Raw genomic sequence first — 16883 nt, forward strand, 5'->3', positions numbered from 1 at the left:
GCCGTCAGCCGCCGATCCGGGACCAGCGGTCGGCGGGCACCGGGCCGTCCGGGCCGAGCAGGCGGGACAGCTCGTCGGAGTCCGGTCCGTCGCAGCGCTCCGCGAGGAGGGCGAGCACGTCGTCGCCGGGAGCACCGCCGAGTGCCGCGACGAGCAGCGGCAGGTCCGCGACGCGGACGGTGTGGGCCCACTCGTACTCGGTGTTGCCCTCGCCGAAGAACTCCTCGACGCCCGGCCCGATGTCCTGGCCCTCCACGACGAGGTCGCCCTCGGCGGTGAGACGCGCGGCGAGGTGGCGGACGCCGTCCTCGTCCCGCTCGGCCCGGAGCACCACCTCCCCGTCAGGCATCCGGCACCTCGCGGCGGATCTCCTCGACCCAGATCCGGGCCGACATGTCCGACGGGGCGCGCCAGTCGCCGCGGGGGGACAGGGCGCCGCCGGAGGAGACCTTCGGGCCGTTGGGCAGCGCGGAGCGCTTGAACTGGCTGAACCCGAAGAAGCGCCGGGCGAAGACCTCCAGCCAGCGGCGGATCGCGGCGAGGTCGTAGGCGACGCGCTTGTCCTGCGGCAGCCCGGGCGGCCAGTCACCCCGTTCCGCGTCGTGCCAGGCGTGCCAGGCCAGGAACGCGATCTTGGACGGGCGGAACCCGTACCGCAGGACGTGCCACAGCGTGAAGTCCTGCAGCGCGTACGGGCCGACCGTCGCCTCGCTGCTCTGCACGTCGTCGCCGGGCACGAGCTCGGGCGTGATCTCGGTGTCGAGGACGTCGAGGAGGATCGTCGACACGTCGTCGGAGAACAGGTCGGTGGCCGCGACCCAGCGGATCAGGTGCTGGATCTGGGTCTTGGGCACGCCGCCGTTGACGTTGTAGTGCGACATCTGGTCGCCGACGCCGTAGGTCGACCACCCGAGCGCCAGCTCGGACAGGTCGCCGGTGCCGAGCACGATGCCGCCCCGCTGGTTGGCCGCGCGGAACAGGTAGTCGGTCCGCAGCCCGGCCTGCACGTTCTCGAACGTCACGTCGTAGACGGGCTCGCCGTCGCCGAACGGGTGCCCGAGGTTGTCGAGCATCAGCGATGCCGTCGGCCGGATGTCGATCTCCTCGAAGGTGACGCCGAGCGCCTCGGACAGCCGGATCGCGTTGTTCTTCGTGCGGTCGCCGGTGGCGAAGCCGGGCAGCGTGAACGCGAGGATGTCGGTGCGCGGGCGGTTCTCCCGGTCCATCGCGCGGGCGGCGACGATCAGCGCGTGGGTGGAGTCGAGCCCGCCCGAGACCCCGATGACGATCTTCGGCTGGCCGATCGCGCGCAGCCGCTGCTCCAGCCCGGAGACCTGGATGTTGTACGCCTCGAAGCAGTCCTGCTCCAGCCGCGCCGGGTCCGACGGCACGAACGGGAAGCGCTCGACCTCGCGGAGCAACCCGATGTCGCCGGTCGGCGGGTCGAGCCGGAAGGCGACCGTTCGGGTCTCGGGGGCGTGGTGGCGGCGGTTGTCGTCGAACGTGCCCATCCGCAGGCGCTCGGCGCGCAGCAGGTCGAGGTCGACGTCGGCCACGGACCGGCGCGGGCCGATCGGGAAGCGCTCGGTCTCGGCGAGCAGCCGCCCGTTCTCGTAGATCATGGTCTGGCCGTCCCAGGCCAGGTCGGTCGTCGACTCGCCCTCGCCGGCCGCCGCGTAGGCGTAGGCCGCGAGGCAGCGCGCCGACGCCGACCGCGCGAGCAGCTTGCGGTCGTCGGCCCGGCCGACGGTGATCGGGCTGCCGGACAGGTTGACGATCACGGTCGCCCCGGCGAGTGCGGCCTCCGCGCTCGGCGGCACGGGCACCCACATGTCCTCGCAGACCTCGGCGTGCAGCACGAGACCGGGCACGTCGTCGGCGGCGAACAGCAGGTCCGGCCCGATCGGCACGTCGACCCCGCCGAGGCGGATCGTCCCGCGTATGTCGTTCCCCGCGGCGATCTGGCGTTTCTCGTAGAACTCCCGATACGTCGGGAGATAGGACTTGGGGGCCACCCCGAGCACCGCGCCGCGGTGGACCAGGACCGCGCAGTTGAGGATCCGGTGCCGCAGCCGCAGCGGGGCACCGACGACGAGCACCGGCAGCAGGTCCGCCGACGCGGCGACGACGTCGAGCAGCGCGCGCTCCACCTCGTCGAGCAGCACGTCCTGCATGACGACGTCCTCGAGCGAGTAGCCCGACAGCGTCAGCTCCGGGAACACCGCCACCCCGACGCCGTCGTCGTGGCACGCGCGCGCCGACTCGAGCACGGCGCGGGCGTTCGCGGCGGGATCGGCGAGCGTGGTGTGCAGGGTGCAGGCGGCGACGCGCACGAAGCCGTGGCGGTACGCGGAACGGAAGTCCGACACCCGCGCAGTCTGACACCCGGCGGATCGACGGCCGAGCTGGGAAGGTGGTGCGATGGGTCGCAACGAGGTCGGCGTCGTCGTCGTGGGCGCCGGGTTCGCCGGGCTCTACATGCTGCACCGCCTCCGCGGCACCGGTCTGTCGGCGGTGGTGCTGGAGGCGGGCGACGGGGTCGGCGGCACCTGGTACTGGAACCGCTACCCGGGCGCCCGGTGCGACTCCGAGAGCTACTACTACTCGTACTCGTTCTCCGAGGAGCTCCAGCAGGAGTGGGAGTGGACGGAGCGCTACCCCGCGCAGGAGGAGATCCTGCGCTACCTCGAGCACGTCGCCGACCGGTTCGACCTGCGCCGCGACATCCGGTTCGGCACCCGCGTCACCCGCGCCGAGTTCGACGACGGCACGGGCCGCTGGGGCGTGCACACCGCCGGCGGGCAACGGTGGTCGGCGCAGTTCGTCGTCACCGCGGTCGGCTGCCTGTCCGCGGCCAACATCCCGCAGATCCCCGGTCTCGACGGCTTCGGCGGCGACTGGTTCCACACCGGGCGATGGCCGCACGATGGCGTCGACCTGGCCGGGAAGCGGGTCGGCGTCGTCGGCACCGGATCGACCGGGATCCAGGTCATCCCGGTGGTCGCCGAGCAGGCCGCGCACCTCACGGTCTTCCAGCGCACCGCCAACTACAGCATCCCGGCGCGCAACAGCCCGGTGGACCAGGCGTTCCGGGACGAGGTCAAGGCCGGGTACGCCGACATCCGCGCCGTCCAGCGCGCCTCGACCAACGGCCATCCCTTCCTGATCAGCCCGACCTCGGCACTCGAGGTCCCCGAGGACGAGCGCCGGGCGATCTACGAGGCCGCGTGGGAGCGGGGCGGCCTGCGCTTCCGGGCGTCGTTCGCCGACCTGCTGGTCGACCGCGCCGCCAACGACACGGCGTCGGAGTTCATCCGCGACAAGATCCGCGGCATCGTGCACGACCCGGCGACGGCGGAGAAGCTCGTGCCGCTCGACCACCCCTTCGCCACGAAGCGCCCGCCGATCGACACGCACTACTTCGAGACCTTCAACCGGGAGAACGTCACCCTCGTCGATGTCCGGGCGACGCCGATCGAGCAGATCACGTCCACCGGCGTGCGGACGACCGCGGGCGAGCACGAGCTGGACGTGATCGTCTTCGCCACCGGCTTCGACGCGATGACCGGCCCGCTGCTGAACATCGACGTCCGCGGCACCGGCGGCGTCACGCTGCGGGAGCGCTGGGCGGCGGGGCCCGTGACCTACCTCGGCCTGCAGGTCGCCGGCTTCCCCAACCTGTTCACGATCACCGGCCCCGGCAGCCCCTCGGTGCTGACGAACATGCCCACCTCGATCGAGCAGCACGTCGACTGGATCACCGACGCCGTCGTGCACCTGCGCGAGGAGGGCATCGACCGCATGGAGGCCACCCCCGCCGCGGAGGACGCGTGGGTCGCGCACGTCAACGAGGTGGCCGCGCGCACGCTGCTCCCGGAGGCCGCCACGTCCTGGTACCTCGGGGCCAACGTCCCGGGCAAGCCGCGCGTCTTCATGCCGTACGCGGGCGGGTTCGCGGCCTACGCGCGGGCTTGCGCCGAGGTGGTCGCCGACGGCTATCCGGGGTTCGAGCTCACCTCGCGCTAGCCAGTTACTCGTCAGTAGGGCACCATCTGGCGGCATGAGTGAGTTCGCGGGACGCGTCGCTGTGGTGACCGGGGCGGGATCGGGTATCGGACGGGCACTGGCCCAGGATCTCGCGCGGCGCGGGGCCCGGCTTGCGCTCTCGGACGTCGACAAGGACGGGCTCGCGGAGACCGTCGGCTCCCTGTCCGGTGCCGAGGTGCGCAGCGACGCCCTCGACGTCACCGACCGCGCCGCCGTGCTGGCCTACGCCGACGAGGTCGTGGCGCAGTTCGGCCGCGTCAACCAGGTCTACAACAACGCGGGCATCGCGTTCGCGGGCAACATCCTCACCTCGGAGTTCGAGGAGATCGAGCGCGTCGTCGACATCGACTTCTGGGGCGTCGTCAACGGGACGAAGGCGTTCCTGCCGCACCTGATCAACTCCGGCGACGGGCACGTGATCAATGTGTCCAGCCTGTTCGGGCTGCTCTCGGTGCCGAGCCAGAGCGCGTACAACGCGGCGAAGTTCGCGGTGCGCGGGTTCACCGAGTCGCTGCGCCAGGAGATGCTGATCGCGAAGTACCCGGTGCAGGTCACCTGCGTGCACCCCGGCGGGATCAAGACCGGCATCGCGCGCAACGCCGCACGCGGCAAGGGCTTCGAGGACGGCGCCGCGATGGAGCGCTTCGACAAGCAGATGCTGCGGATGACCCCGGAGAAGGCCGCCGACGTCATCCTCGCCGGCGTGCGCCGCAACCGGGCCCGCGTGCTCGTCGGCAACGACGCGAAGGTGCTCGACGCCCTCGTGCGCCTCCTGGGTTCGGCCTACCAGCGCCCGTTCTCGATCGTCGCGGGGCGCACGCTGAAGTAGCGGCTTAGTGTGGCCGAGTGGATCAGGTGCGGACGAAGGGGACGCCGGGGCTGCTCGTCGCGGTCGCGTTCCTCGCGACGATGATCGGCACGACCCTCCCCACCCCGCTCTACCCGATCTACCAGCAGGAACTCGGGTTCGGCGGGCTGATGGTCACGGTCGTGTTCGCGACCTACGCCGTCGGGGTGCTGGCCGCGCTGCTGCTGTTCGGGCGGCTCTCGGACCGGATCGGGCGCAGGCCGGTGCTGCTGCCCGGCCTGGCCCTGGCCGCGGCCAGCTCGCTGGTCTTCCTGATCCCGGACAGCCTGCCCGCACTGTTCGCCGGGCGGCTGCTGTCCGGGCTCTCGGCGGGCATCTTCACCGGCGTCGCGACCGCCACGATCGTCGACCTCGCCCCGCCGGAGGGCCGGGCGCGGGCCGGGCTGCTCGCCGCCGCCGTCAACATGCTCGGGCTCGGGCTGGGCCCCGTACTGGCGGGCGCGCTCGCCGACCTGGCGCCCCTCCCGCTGGTGCTGCCCTACCTGGTGCACCTCGGGCTGGTGGCCGTCGGGGCGGTCGCGGTGTTCGCGGTGCCCGAGCCGGTCACCCGCGACGGCGGTCCGGTGCGGCTGGAGATCCAGCGGCTGTCCGTGCCGGCCGATGTCCGCCCGGTGTTCGTCCGCGCCGGCATCGCGGGCTTCGCCGGGTTCGCCGTGCTCGGCTTCTTCACCGCGGTCACGCCGCTGTTCGTCGCGCATACCCTGCGCGAGCCGAGCCATCTGCTCTCCGGCCTCGTCGTGTTCTCCCTGCTCGGCAGCTCGACGGCCGGGCAGCTGCTCTCCGCGCGGCTCCCGCTGCGCACGTCGCTGCTCGGGGGCTGCCTCGCGCTGGCCGTCGGGATCGCGGTCGTCGGGCTCGGGGTCGGCATCGTCTCGCTGCCGGTGCTCGTGGCCGGGGCGGTCGTCGCCGGAGCGGGGCAGGGCGCGAGCTTCCGAGCGGGGCTGCAGTCGGTCACCGGCGCCGCGCCCGCCGCGCGCCGCAGCGAGGTCTCGTCGAGCTACTTCCTGCTGGTCTACGTGGCGATCTCGATCCCGGTCATCGGGGTCGGCGCCGGGGTCCAGGTGTTCGGGCTGGTCCCCACCGCGGTCGTGTTCGCGGGGCTCGTGGCGGCGTTGGCGCTGGGCGCGTTCACGAGCCTGCTGCGCCGGGGGTGAGCCGGCTGTGAGGAACCTCGCGGAGGCCGGGGGAGGCCGTCCGGCACGGCGTTCGGGCCTCCTCCGGCGGGCGTCCGGAGCAGCGGGAACGGAGCGGTAGCCGCAACCGGAACCCGGTAAACCGGATGGTGACCGCCGTCACGGATATCCGTCGGAACGGGTCACGTCAGGTTCCGTACGCCTGTCCGACGAGCTCTTTACCTGTAGATTTCCTGGTCATGTCCGCAACCGGCTCGATGACGACGTGGGCTCCCACCACGGCCGACGGCGCGGTGATGTGGGAGATCGTGTCCGCTTCGCCCTTCCTCGACGTGAACTCGCGCTATGCGTACGTGCTCTGGTGCCGCGACTTCGCCGCCACCTCGATCGTCGCCCGCCTGGACGACCGCGTGGTCGGCTTCGTCACCGGCTACGTCCGGCCCGACCAGCCCGACACGCTGTTCGTCTGGCAGGTCGCGGTGCACGAGGAGGCGCGCGGGAAGCGGGCGGCGTCCACGATGCTCGACGACCTGGTCGCCCGGGTCGGGGTGCCGTATCTCGAGACGACGGTCACCGACGACAACGCCGCGTCGCTCGCGATGTTCGCCGGGCTGGCGAAGCGGACGGGAACGTCGATGGAACGAACGGAACTGTTCGGCGAGTCCGAACTCGGCACGGAGCACGAACCCGAGTACTTCTACCGAATCGGGCCCATGGATCTGAAGACGCTGACGCGAAGGTGATGACGAGATGACCGTGTTCGAAGACCTGGAGTCCGAGGTCCGCAGCTACTGCCGGAACTGGCCCGTCGTGTTCGACACCGCTGTCGGCTCGCGCCTCACCGACGTCAACGGCAACACCTACCTCGACTTCTTCGCCGGCGCAGGCGCGCTGAACTACGGGCACAACCCGCCCGCTCTGAAGAAGCCGCTGCTGGAGTACCTGGCCCGCGACGGCATCACCCACGGCCTGGACATGTACACCACGGCCAAGGGCGACTTCCTGCACGCGTTCGAGGACAAGATCCTCAAGCCGCGCGGTCTCGACTACAAGGTGCAGTTCCCCGGCCCGACCGGCGCGAACACCGTCGAGTCGGCGCTGAAGCTGGCGCGCAAGATCAGTGGCAAGGAAGCCATGATCAACTTCACCAACGCGTTCCACGGCATGACGCTGGGCGCGCTGTCGGTCACCGGCAACTCGATGAAGCGCGGCGGGGCCGGCATCCCGCTGGTGCACGCCACCCCGATGCCCTACGACAACTACTTCGACGGCACCCAGCCCGACTTCCTGTGGATGGAGAAGCTCCTCCAGGACTCCGGCTCCGGGCTCAACGAGCCCGCCGCGGTGATCGTCGAGACGGTGCAGGGCGAGGGCGGCATCAACCCCGCCCGCGTCGAGTGGCTGCAGGGCCTCGACGCGCTGTGCAAGCGCAACGGCATCCTGCTCATCGTCGACGACGTGCAGATGGGCATCGGCCGCACCGGCCCGTTCTTCTCCTTCGAGATCGCGGGCATCGAGCCCGACATCGTCTGCATCTCGAAGTCCATCAGCGGGTACGGACTCCCCATGGCCCTCACGCTGATCAAGCCGGAGCACGACGTGTGGGGCCCCGGCGAGCACAACGGCACGTTCCGCGGCAACAACCCCGCGTTCGTCACCGCCACCGCCGCCATCCACGAGTTCTGGAGCGACGACGCGCTGGAGCGCTCGACGCTGGCCAAGGGCGAGCGTGTCCACGAGGCGTTCTCCGCGATCGCCGCCCGCTCGCAGACCGTCGAGCTGACCCCGAAGGGTCGCGGCCTCGCCCGCGGACTCCAGTTCGAGCAGCCGGAACTCGCCGCGAAGGCGTGTGCCGCGGCGTTCGAACGGGGACTGCTCATGGAGACCTCCGGCCCGTCCGACGAGGTCATGAAGATCCTCCCGGCCCTGACCATCACCGACGACGAGCTCGAAGAGGGTCTCGCCATCGTCGCGGAGTCCGTGGCCGCCGTCACCGAAGGGATGTCCCAGTAGATGATCGTCCGCACGCTCGACGAGATCACCGACACCGACCGCGACGTCAAGACCGAGAACTGGCGCAGCAAGCGCATCGTGCTCGGCGGCGACCGGGTCGGGTTCTCCGTCCACGAGACGGTGCTGCAGGCCGGCACCGTCAACGACTTCTGGTACGCGAACCACATCGAGGCCGTCTTCATCACCGAAGGTGAGGGCGAGCTGTACGACAAGGACAACGACACGACCTACGCGCTCGCGCCCGGGTCGATCTACGTCCTCAACGGAAACGAGCGCCACCAGCTGCGTCCGCGCACGCAGATGCGGACGGTGTGCGTGTTCAACCCTCCCGTCACCGGGCGTGAGGTGCACGACGAGAACGGCGTGTACCCGCTGATCACGGTGGACGAGGAGGAGAAGGAGGCTTCGTAGGGCATGGCAGTCACGGACCGACGGACGGCACGCCACGGCGACCGCTACCCCACGCGGGTGGCGGACCGCCCGGTGATCATCGACCGGGCGGAACCCGCGGTGTGGAGCACGGCCCCGGGGTTGCTCTCGGCCGACGAGCTCGCGGCGCACGAACGCGACGGCTTCGTCTCGGTCCCCGGGCTGCTCACCCCCGAGGAGGTGGTCGAGTTCTCCGCGGAGCTCGACCGCCTCGCCACCGACCCCGCGGTGCACGCCGACGAGCGCACGATCACCGAGAAGTCCTCCGGGCAGGTGCGCTCGGTCTTCGAGGTCCACGCGCTGAGCCGCAAGGTCGCCGACCTGATCGCCGACGAGCGGGTGGCCGGCCGGGCGCGGCAGATCCTCGGCTCCGAGGTCTACGTCCACCAGAGCCGGATCAACTACAAGCCCGGGTTCGGCGGCGGCGGCTTCTACTGGCACTCCGACTTCGAGACCTGGCACGCCGAGGACGGCATGCCGTCGCCGCGCGCGGTGAGCATCTCCATCTCGCTCACCGACAACTACGCGCACAACGGCTGCCTGATGATCATGCCGGGGTCGCACAAGGAGTTCGTGGCCTGCGTGGGGGAGACCCCCGCCGACCACTACAAGGAGTCGCTCAAGGAGCAGGAGGTCGGCACCCCCGACCAGGAGAGCCTCACGGCGCTGGCCGACCGGCACGGGATCGCGATGATCACCGGTGCGGCCGGGTCGGCCACGCTGTTCGACTCCAACTGCATGCACGGCTCGGGCGGCAACATCACCCCGTACCCGCGGTCGAACATCTTCGTGGTGTTCAACAGCGTGCAGAACCGGTTGCAGGAGCCGTTCGCGGCTCCGGCCCCGCGGCCGCGGCACGTCGCGGCGCGCGCGGTGGCCCCGGTCTGACCAGCCCTACCCGGCGTCGAGCGGCAGCAGGTCGGGCCGCTTGGGCACGAACCCGTCGCCGGTGCGCCTGCCCTGGATCCGCTTGCGGACGAACGGCACGGCGAACTCGCGCATCCAGCGCAGGTCGTCGGCCTGGCGGGCGCGCCACGGCATCGGGTCGCCGTCGGGGACCGGGGCGCGCCAGTCCTCGGAGACGGGCTGGCCGAGCGTCTCCAGCACCCGCAGCGCGACGCGCCGGTGTGCGTCGGGTCGCAGGTGCAGGCGGTCGGGCCCCCACGCGCGCGGGTCGGCGAGCGGGGCCATCCCCCACAGGTCGACGACGTGGCTGCCGTGCCGCTCCGCGATGGCCCGCATCGACTCGTTGAAGCAGGCGACGCGACCCCGGAGCCTGCGGATCAGCGGGTGCATCCGCCCCAGGTCGAAGCCGGTGAAGATGAAGACCTCGGCCCCCGTGGCGGCGATCCGGCCGAGAGCGTCGTCGAAGCGGCGGGCGAGGTCGTCGGTGTCGCAGCCGAAGCGGATCAGGTCGTTGCCGCCCGCGCAGAACGCCACGAGATCGGGGCGCAACCGCTCCGCGATGGGCAGCTGGTCGTCGACGATCTGGTCGAGCAGCTTGCCGCGCACCGCGAGGTTGGCGTAGCGGAAGCCGGGCCGTCCCGCCGCGATCTGCTCGGCGACGCGGTCGGCCCAGCCGCGGGGCGAGCCGTCGGGTCTCCAGTCGTCGAGCCCCTCGGTGAAGCTGTCGCCGATGGCCACGAAGCTGTTCCAGCTGCCCATGACGACCGCCTCCTGTTCACGTCGGCTTCATCCGGTCGACGGATGAAGGTCATCCCAGGATCACCCATCGGCGACGATCCGCGCCAGTACCGGTGATCTATCCGTGTCCATAGGGCACCCTCAGTGGGTGACCCCGACCGAACCGTCGCTGACCGAGGTCCTCGGCGGCCGTGGTGGTGCCGTCGACGCGACGGTGCCGGTGGCGGCGTTCGTCGCCGGATGGGGCCTGGCGGGGATGCTGGGCTGGTCCGGGCCGGTCGCCTGGGGCGGCGGGGCCGCGGTGCTCGCCGCCGGCGTCATCGGGGTCGTGCGGCTACGCGCGGGGAGCCGGCCGCGGGCCGTCGTGTTCGGGCTGCTCGGGGTCACGATCGCCGCGATCGTCGCGCTGGCCACCGGCAACGCGGCGGACTTCTTCCTGGTCCGGTTGCTGGGCAACGCCGTGAGCGCGCTGGCCTGGGCGGTGTCCATCGTGGTGCGCTGGCCGCTGCTCGGGCTCGTCGTCGGCACGGCGCTCGGGCAGCAGACCCGCTGGCGCCGCGATCCGGACCTGCTGCGCGGCTACCAGCGCGCGAGCTGGGTGTGGGTCGGACAGTACGTCGTGCGGCTGGCGGTGTTCCTGCCGCTGTACTCCGCGAACCTCGTGGTGGCGCTCGGCGTCGCCCAGACCGTGCTGACGTGGCCGCTCGTCGCGATCTGCGTGGCGGCGTCCTGGCCGCTGGTGCGCTCGGCGCTGCCCGAAGGGCACGGGGGGATCCGGCACCCCCGGTGAGGGTCGCCACTCGGGCGTGATCATCGGAAACGATCCAGAGCCGCCGTTCGCTGAACAGGGTGAAGACCACCCGATCAGGAACGCGAACGGAGCCATGACCCGCCACCCCGCCGCCCCGCCCACCGTCGAGGTCGTGACGCCCCCGAAGGGTCCGGACCTGACGATAAACAAGATCATCGCCGGGGCGGGGGCCGCGGCCACCGCCGCGGTGCTGGGTTCCTACCTGGGGGCGGCGGGCACCGTCGCGGGGGCCGCGATCGGGTCGGTCGCGAGCACGGTGGCCACCACGCTCTACCAGCGCTCGCTCGACCGCACCCGGGACACCGTCGTCGCCCGCATCCGGCCGGTGGTCCCGGCGCAGCGGGGTTCCGAGGGGGCCGACACGGTGATCATCGCCCCGGTCCCGCCGCCGCGGCGGCGGTGGCGCCGGGCCGTCGTCGGTGCGCTGGTCGTGTTCGTGCTGGGCCTGGCCGCCGTCACCGGGCTGGAGTGGGCGAACGGTTCGAGCCTCACCACCGACGAGACGGGCACCTCGGTGAGCCGGGTCATCGCCCCGGAGGCCGCTCCGGACACGACCCCCACCGACACGACCGAGGACTCCGACGGCTCCTCCGACAGTTCCTCGGACGAGGACCTCACGCCGTCGTCGGAGGACGACGGCGGCAGCGGGACCGCCGACCCCTCGGCCACGCCGGAGCCCACGGAATCGGACGCACCGGCGACCGCCACCGCGGAGCCCACGACGGAGCCCACGCAGCGTTAGGACAGGCGCGCGGCCAGCGCCATCGCCGCGGCCTCCGGGTCCTCGGCCTCGGTGATCGCCCGCACCACGACGATCCGCCCGGCGCCCGCGTCGAGGACCTCGGAGAGCCGCTCGTGGTCGATCCCCCCGATCGCGAACCACGGGCGCGCGGGGGCCCGGTCGGCGACGGTCCGGACCAGGCCGAGCCCGGGGGCGGGGCGGCCGGGCTTGGTCGGCGTCGGCCAGCACGGGCCCACGCAGAAGTAGTCGACGCCGGGCTCGTCGGCGGCCGCGAGCGTCTCGTCGGCGCTGTGCGAGGAGCGCCCGATCACGACGTCGTCGCCGACGATCCGGCGCGCCCAGTCCACCGGCAGGTCGTCCTGTCCGAGGTGCAGCACGTCGGCCCCCGCGGCGAGCGCGACGTCGGCGCGGTCGTTCACCGCGAGCAGCGCGCCGTGCCGCGCGCACACCTCCGCGAGCACCTCCAGGGCGGCCAGCTCGTCGCGCGCCTCCATCCCCTTGTCGCGGAGCTGGATCACGTCGACGCCGCCGGACAGCGCGGCGTCGGCGAACTCCGCGAGGTCGGGGCGGGCGGGCGTGCAGAGGTAGAGGCGGGCGTCGTCGAGCCGCGCGCGCAGGGCGTCACCATCGAGTCCGGGCACGCCCGTGAGCGTAGGCTGGCCGACAGGTGACGCACGGGAGCCCCGGTGGGGCTGAGAGGGGATCCCCGGATCCCGACCGTCGAACCTGATCCGGGTCATGCCGGCGCAGGGAGCGGGGAGCATGCAGGAACTGACGGTGATCGGCGCGGGCGTGATCGGCCTGTCCTGCGCATGGCGTGCGGCCGTGGCGGGGTGGCGGGTCACGGTGATCGACCCCGCGCCCGCGTCCGGGGCGTCGTGGGTGGCGGGCGGCATGCTCGCCCCCGTCACGGAGGCCTGGCCGGGCGAGGAGCGGCTGCTCGACCTGGGTGTCGAGTCACTGCGCCGCTGGCCCGGCTTCGCCGCCGACCTGGGGCCGTGCGGGCTGCGCACCGAGGGTACCGTCGTGGCCGCCACGGGGTCCGGTGACCGCGCGGAGCTCGACGCCGTCGCCGGGCACCTCTCCCGCCTGGGGCGCGACGTGGAGCGGCTCTCCGGGCGCGAGCTGCGGCGGCTGGAACCGGCGATCGGACCGGACGTCCGCGGCGGCCTGTCCGTTCCCGGTGACCTCGCCGTCGACAACCGGGTGCTGCTCGCCGCGCTGCGCCGCGCCGCCGAGGCGTCCGGGGTGCGGTTCGTCGCGTCGGCGGCGCAGGCGGTCGTCGACGACGGCGAGCGCGTGACGGGCGTGGTCCTGGGGGCTTCGCGCACCGATCCGTCGCTCGCGCACGTCGGGACGTGCGCGGACGACGATCCGGTGCGCGGGACCGTGCTCCCCGCCACCTTCGTGCTCGTCGCCGCGGGCGCGCACTCGGGCTCCCTGCACCCCGTCCTCGACGGGCTGGTGCGCCCGGTGAAGGGCGAGATCCTGCGGCTCGGGCACCGGCCGGGGGCGTTCCCGCCGCCGCGGCGGACCGTCCGCGCGCTCGTCGACGGCCGGGCCGTCTACCTCGTCCCGCGCGACGACGGCGGCCTCGTGGTCGGCGCGACGCAGACCGAGACCGGGTTCGACACCGACGTCACGGTGGGCGGCGTGCGCGATCTGCTGCGCGACGCCGAGCGCGTGCTGCCGGGCATCGCGGAGTACGCGCTGCGCGAGACCGCGGCCGGGTTGCGTCCCGGCTCGCCGGACAACCGCCCACTGATCGGTGCGCTCGGTCCGACCGGCCTGCTCGTGGCCACCGGCCACGGCCGCAACGGGATGCTGCTCGCGCCGCTCACCGCCGACGCGGTGCTCGGCCTGCTGCGCGGCGAACCCGGGCCCGCCGACGCCGATCCGACCCGGTTCCAGGAGGTGGCCGCATGACGGTGTTCCTCAACGGGGAGTCCCGGGAGCTGGCCGACGGCGCGTCCGTCCTCGACGTGCTGGACGTCCTCGGCGTGCCGCGCACCGGCGTCGCGGTCGCCGTCGACGGGTCCGTCGTGCGGCGGGCCGACTGGGCCGGTACGGCGCTCACCGAGGGTGCGCGCGTCGAGGTGCTCACCGCGGTGCAGGGAGGCTGACATGGACGACACGCTGGTCATCGGCGGTCACGAGATCGCGTCGCGGCTCATCATGGGCACCGGCGGTGCGGCGAACCTGGAGGTGCTCGAGCGCGCGCTGCTCGCCTCCGGCACCACTCTGACGACGGTCGCGATGCGCCGCGTCGACGCCGCCACAGGGACGGGCGTGCTCGACCTCCTGCGCCGCCTCGGCATCGAGGTCCTCCCCAACACCGCGGGCTGCCGCACCGCGGCGGAGGCCGTGCTCACCGCGCAGCTCGCGCGGGAGGCGCTGGAGACCGCGCTGGTGAAGCTGGAGGTCGTCGCCGACGACCGCACCCTGCTGCCCGACCCGTTCGAGCTCCTCGACGCCGCCGAGCAGCTCGTCGACGACGGGTTCACGGTGCTGCCCTACACCAACGACGACCCCGTGCTGGCCCGGAAGCTGGAGCAGGTCGGGTGCGCCGCCGTCATGCCGCTGGGGTCGCCGATCGGCACCGGGCTGGGCATCCGCAACCCGCACAACATCGCGATGATCGTCGAGGCGGCCGGGGTCCCCGTCGTCCTCGACGCGGGGATCGGCACCGCGTCGGAGGCGGCGCAGGCGATGGAGCTGGGCTGCGACGCCGTGCTGCTCGCCACCGCCGTCACCCGCGCCGCCGACCCCGAGCGGATGGCCCACGCGATGCGCCTCGGCGTGGAGGCCGGCCGGGCGGCCCACGGCGCGGGCCGGATCCCGCGCCGGTACTGGGCGAAGGCGTCGAGCCCGGACCCCGACGCCTGACCCGGGGGGCGGGAGCGGCGGCGCGGGCTACCGCGTCACCCGCGAGAGCTGGCGCTCGTCCAGGCCGATCGCCCGGAGCCGGGCCAGTGAGGCGTCGAGCCGCTCGCGGGTGACGTCGAGGTCGCGGCGGGCGCGCTCCACGTCGTCCAGGGCCTCCAGTGCCTTCTGCGGTTCGGGCACGAGCACGGCGAGGAGCCGGTCACGCGCGGCCTCGGTCGGAGCGGCGTGCCGCCCCACCGGGGCCGCCTCGTCGTCCGGGACGTCCTCGGGTTCCGGGGCCGGTCCCACCGTCGTCCGCAGCGGGACCTCACGGATCAGGAGGACGGCCACCAGCGTCACCAGCGACGCGATCGCCGCGATGCCGAAGACCAGCGCCAGCCCGTCGCCGTAGGCCGCGCGTACGGCCTCGGCCTGGGCGGGTGTGTCGGTCGCGAGACCCCCGAGACCCGACGCCGTGCCGCTGAGCGAGATGACCCGCGCGTTGAGCACGACCCCGAGGATCGTGACGCCGATCGTGCCGCCGAGCGAGCGCAGGAACGCGACGAGCGAGCTCGCGGCACCGACGTCGCGGACGTCGACGGTGTTCTGCACGGCCAGCACGAGGTTCTGCATGCTCATCCCGATCCCGAGTCCGAGGATCGCGAGGAACACCCCGATCCGGGGCACCGGGGTGGTGTGGTCGATCGTGGAGAGCAGGCCGAGCCCGGTCGTGATCAGGGCCGCCCCGGCGACGAGGAAGGCCTTCCAGCGCCCGAAGCGGCTGATCAGCTGTCCGGACCCGGTCGAGGCGACGACCAGTCCGCCGACCAGCGGAAGTGTGAGCAGGCCGGCCGTCGTGGGGTCGTAGGAGCGGGCGATCTGGAAGTACTGGCCGAGGTAGACCGTGCTGCCGAACATCACGACGCCGACGACCAGGCTCGCGACCACCGACAGCACGACGGTCCGCTCCCGGAACAGCGTCATCGGGACCACCGGTTCCTTCGCCCGCAGTTCCACGAACACCGCGGCGACGAGTGCGGCGACGCCGAGCCCGGCGAGCGAGAGCGAGACCGTCGAGCCCCAGGCGAACTGCGAGCCGGCCAGTGAGATCCAGATGAGCAGCGCCGAGACGCCACCGGAGATCAGCGCGGCACCGAGGTAGTCGAGGTGCACCTCGCGCTTGATCGTCGGCACGTGCAGCGTCTTCTGCAGCACGCCGAGCGCGACCAGGCCGATCGGCACGCCGATGAAGAACGTCCAGCGCCAGCCCAGAGCCGGGGTGCTGACGAGCAGTCCGCCGATCAGCGGCCCGGACACGGTGGCGGCGGCGAGGACGGCGCCGAGGTAGCCGGAGTAGCGGCCCCGCTCACGGGGCGGGATCAGGGCGGCGATGACGACCTGCGCGAGTGCCTGCAGACCGCCAGCACCCAGGCCCTGCCCGGCGCGCCAGGCGATCAGCTCGCCCATGGACCCGGCGAACCCGGCCCCGATCGAGGTGCCGACGAAGATCAGGATGGCCGCCTGGACCAGCAGCTTCTTGCTGAACAGATCGGCGAGCTTGCCCCAGATCGGGGTGGACGCCGTGGTCGTCAGCAGGGTGGCGGTGACGATCCAGGTGTAGCCGGTCTGGTCGCCGTGCAGGTCGGCGACGATCGTCGGCAGCGCGTTGGACACGATCGTGCTGGACAGGATCGCGATGAACAGCCCGAGCAGCAGCCCGCTCAGCGCGGTGAGCACCTCACGCCGGCTGCGCACGGGTTCCGGCGGCGTGGCGGTGACCCGCGCGGGAGCGGTGGTGGTCATGACGAGGTCCTTCGGGAGTGCGGTGGGGGATGTTCAGGAGAGTGCGGCGAGGTCGCCGGCACGGGCGTCGATCTCCTCGGCGAGCGCGACCACGAGGCGGGCCACGGTGTGCACGTCGCCGGCGTCGCTGCGTTCGAGGGCACTGCGGACCAGGTCGCGCTTGAGGCTGCGGGTCCGCTCGACGAGCGCGTGGCCGGCCGGGGTGAGCGAGACGAGGCCGGCGCGGCGGTCGGAGGGGTCCGGGCGGCGACAGGCCAGCCCGCGGGCGGCGAGTTCGCCGATCTGCCGGCTCACCACCGACTGGTCGACGCCCCGGAGCTCGGCGATCTCCCCGACGCGGTGCTCGCCCTCGTCGAGGAGGCCGGCGAGCTGGAGCAGCGCCAGCGTCGAGTGGGTGGCGTTGGGGACGCGCCGCCCCGCACCGCGCCAGGCCCGCACCAGGGAGGTGACGGCGTCGGCCAGCTCGTCGACCGCGTCGTCGCCGGAGATCGTGTGCATACGACAACTATATGGAACATGGTTGCGGCA

The 16883-nt window shown here is 72.7% G+C and carries 18 protein-coding genes and 1 riboswitch; of the genes, 12 read left to right on the forward strand and 6 right to left on the reverse strand.

Annotated elements, in window-relative coordinates; all coding sequences use genetic code 11:
- Nucleotides 1-4 precede the first annotated feature (4 nt).
- Nucleotides 5-349 carry a hypothetical protein gene (locus I4I81_RS26425; protein WP_218601493.1) on the reverse strand — a complete coding sequence of 115 codons (345 nt, stop codon included), beginning with the start codon at nt 347-349 and terminating at the stop codon, nt 5-7.
- Entirely contained in the window at nt 342-2369 is a 2028-nt protein-coding gene (locus I4I81_RS26430; protein WP_218601492.1) for an NAD(+) synthase, read from the reverse strand. The genes I4I81_RS26425 and I4I81_RS26430 overlap by 8 nt, the downstream gene beginning before the upstream one ends.
- Before the next feature lie 52 nt (nt 2370-2421).
- Between I4I81_RS26430 and I4I81_RS26435 the strand changes: the two genes are divergently transcribed.
- The 7 genes from I4I81_RS26435 to thpD all read left to right on the forward strand — a co-directional run bounded on the left by I4I81_RS26435 (nt 2422) and on the right by thpD (nt 9378).
- Nucleotides 2422-4026: a flavin-containing monooxygenase gene (locus tag I4I81_RS26435; protein WP_218601491.1), complete on the forward strand. Its 1605-nt coding sequence runs from the start codon at nt 2422-2424 to the stop codon at nt 4024-4026.
- Nucleotides 4027-4060: 34 nt separating this feature from the next.
- On the forward strand, nt 4061-4876 hold the full coding sequence (locus tag I4I81_RS26440) for an SDR family NAD(P)-dependent oxidoreductase (RefSeq protein ID WP_218601490.1): 816 nt from the start codon (nt 4061-4063) through the stop codon (nt 4874-4876).
- Nucleotides 4877-4893: 17 nt separating this feature from the next.
- Nucleotides 4894-6069 carry an MFS transporter gene (locus I4I81_RS26445; protein ID WP_226363586.1) on the forward strand — a complete coding sequence of 392 codons (1176 nt, stop codon included), beginning with the start codon at nt 4894-4896 and terminating at the stop codon, nt 6067-6069.
- A gap of 125 nt (nt 6070-6194) precedes the next feature.
- Nucleotides 6195-6791 carry a diaminobutyrate acetyltransferase gene (gene ectA, locus I4I81_RS26450; protein ID WP_226363587.1) on the forward strand — a complete coding sequence of 199 codons (597 nt, stop codon included), beginning with the start codon at nt 6195-6197 and terminating at the stop codon, nt 6789-6791.
- 7 nt (nt 6792-6798) lie between these two features.
- On the forward strand, nt 6799-8061 hold the full coding sequence (ectB, locus tag I4I81_RS26455) for a diaminobutyrate--2-oxoglutarate transaminase (RefSeq protein WP_218601488.1): 1263 nt from the start codon (nt 6799-6801) through the stop codon (nt 8059-8061).
- Complete coding sequence (locus I4I81_RS26460; protein WP_218601487.1) at nt 8062-8472, forward strand: ectoine synthase; 411 nt, start codon at nt 8062-8064, stop codon at nt 8470-8472.
- Between the two features lie 3 nt (nt 8473-8475).
- Nucleotides 8476-9378, forward strand: a complete 903-nt coding sequence (thpD, locus tag I4I81_RS26465) for an ectoine hydroxylase (protein WP_218601486.1) — start codon at nt 8476-8478, stop codon at nt 9376-9378.
- A gap of 6 nt (nt 9379-9384) precedes the next feature.
- Here the strand turns inward: thpD and I4I81_RS26470 are convergent, their stop codons facing one another.
- Nucleotides 9385-10155 (reverse strand): SGNH/GDSL hydrolase family protein, encoded by a 771-nt coding sequence (locus I4I81_RS26470; RefSeq protein ID WP_218601485.1) that lies wholly within the window; start codon nt 10153-10155, stop codon nt 9385-9387.
- Nucleotides 10156-10282: 127 nt separating this feature from the next.
- On the opposite strand from I4I81_RS26470, the gene I4I81_RS26475 reads away from it, so the two are divergent.
- Both I4I81_RS26475 and I4I81_RS26480 read left to right on the forward strand, forming a co-directional pair.
- Entirely contained in the window at nt 10283-10924 is a 642-nt protein-coding gene (locus tag I4I81_RS26475) for a DUF3159 domain-containing protein (protein ID WP_226363588.1), read from the forward strand.
- 94 nt (nt 10925-11018) lie between these two features.
- Nucleotides 11019-11687, forward strand: coding sequence for a hypothetical protein (locus I4I81_RS26480; RefSeq protein ID WP_218616404.1), 669 nt, complete (start codon nt 11019-11021; stop codon nt 11685-11687).
- Here the strand turns inward: I4I81_RS26480 and thiE are convergent.
- Nucleotides 11684-12328, reverse strand: a complete 645-nt coding sequence (gene thiE / locus I4I81_RS26485; protein WP_218604975.1) for a thiamine phosphate synthase — start codon at nt 12326-12328, stop codon at nt 11684-11686. The genes I4I81_RS26480 and thiE overlap by 4 nt on opposite strands.
- A 23-nt stretch (nt 12329-12351) precedes the next feature.
- Nucleotides 12352-12457: riboswitch (TPP riboswitch) on the forward strand.
- On the opposite strand from thiE, the gene I4I81_RS26490 reads away from it, so the two are divergent.
- The 3 genes from I4I81_RS26490 (at nt 12450) to I4I81_RS26500 (ending at nt 14573) form a co-directional block, all read left to right on the forward strand.
- Nucleotides 12450-13613, forward strand: coding sequence for an FAD-dependent oxidoreductase (locus I4I81_RS26490; RefSeq protein WP_218604974.1), 1164 nt, complete (start codon nt 12450-12452; stop codon nt 13611-13613). (Overlaps the previous riboswitch by 8 nt.)
- Entirely contained in the window at nt 13610-13810 is a 201-nt protein-coding gene (gene thiS, locus I4I81_RS26495; RefSeq protein ID WP_218604973.1) for a sulfur carrier protein ThiS, read from the forward strand. Before I4I81_RS26490 ends, thiS begins: the two co-directional genes overlap by 4 nt.
- 1 nt (nt 13811) lies before the next feature.
- Nucleotides 13812-14573 carry a thiazole synthase gene (locus tag I4I81_RS26500; RefSeq protein ID WP_218604972.1) on the forward strand — a complete coding sequence of 254 codons (762 nt, stop codon included), beginning with the start codon at nt 13812-13814 and terminating at the stop codon, nt 14571-14573.
- Nucleotides 14574-14600: 27 nt separating this feature from the next.
- Here I4I81_RS26500 and I4I81_RS26505 read toward each other — a convergent pair whose 3' ends face one another.
- The gene (locus tag I4I81_RS26505) at nt 14601-16355 is read right to left on the reverse strand and encodes an MFS transporter (protein ID WP_218604971.1); all 1755 of its coding nucleotides are present in this window, start codon (nt 16353-16355) and stop codon (nt 14601-14603) included.
- Nucleotides 16356-16388: 33 nt separating this feature from the next.
- A complete protein-coding gene (locus I4I81_RS26510; protein WP_218604970.1) occupies nt 16389-16853 on the reverse strand; it encodes a MarR family winged helix-turn-helix transcriptional regulator in 465 nt (154 codons plus the stop codon).
- Nucleotides 16854-16883 lie beyond the last annotated feature (30 nt).

Source organism: Pseudonocardia abyssalis, assembly GCF_019263705.2.
GTDB classification, from domain to species: Bacteria; Actinomycetota; Actinomycetes; order Mycobacteriales; family Pseudonocardiaceae; genus Pseudonocardia; species Pseudonocardia abyssalis.

Bases quoted from the DNA above. Each gene is read 5' to 3' on its own strand.
- I4I81_RS26425 (WP_218601493.1), bottom strand. From the start codon at position 349: ATGCCTGACGGGGAGGTGGTGCTCCGGGCCGAGCGGGACGAGGACGGC.
- I4I81_RS26480 (WP_218616404.1), top strand. From the start codon at position 11,019: ATGACCCGCCACCCCGCCGCCCCGCCCACCGTCGAGGTCGTGACGCCC.
- I4I81_RS26510 (WP_218604970.1), bottom strand. From the start codon at position 16,853: ATGCACACGATCTCCGGCGACGACGCGGTCGACGAGCTGGCCGACGCC.
- thiS (WP_218604973.1), top strand. From the start codon at position 13,610: ATGACGGTGTTCCTCAACGGGGAGTCCCGGGAGCTGGCCGACGGCGCG.
- I4I81_RS26460 (WP_218601487.1), top strand. From the start codon at position 8,062: ATGATCGTCCGCACGCTCGACGAGATCACCGACACCGACCGCGACGTC.
- I4I81_RS26440 (WP_218601490.1), top strand. From the start codon at position 4,061: ATGAGTGAGTTCGCGGGACGCGTCGCTGTGGTGACCGGGGCGGGATCG.
- I4I81_RS26500 (WP_218604972.1), top strand. From the start codon at position 13,812: ATGGACGACACGCTGGTCATCGGCGGTCACGAGATCGCGTCGCGGCTC.
- thpD (WP_218601486.1), top strand. From the start codon at position 8,476: ATGGCAGTCACGGACCGACGGACGGCACGCCACGGCGACCGCTACCCC.
- ectB (WP_218601488.1), top strand. From the start codon at position 6,799: ATGACCGTGTTCGAAGACCTGGAGTCCGAGGTCCGCAGCTACTGCCGG.
- I4I81_RS26505 (WP_218604971.1), bottom strand. From the start codon at position 16,355: ATGACCACCACCGCTCCCGCGCGGGTCACCGCCACGCCGCCGGAACCC.
- ectA (WP_226363587.1), top strand. From the start codon at position 6,195: ATGGTGACCGCCGTCACGGATATCCGTCGGAACGGGTCACGTCAGGTT.
- I4I81_RS26435 (WP_218601491.1), top strand. From the start codon at position 2,422: ATGGGTCGCAACGAGGTCGGCGTCGTCGTCGTGGGCGCCGGGTTCGCC.
- I4I81_RS26470 (WP_218601485.1), bottom strand. From the start codon at position 10,155: ATGGGCAGCTGGAACAGCTTCGTGGCCATCGGCGACAGCTTCACCGAG.
- I4I81_RS26490 (WP_218604974.1), top strand. From the start codon at position 12,450: ATGCAGGAACTGACGGTGATCGGCGCGGGCGTGATCGGCCTGTCCTGC.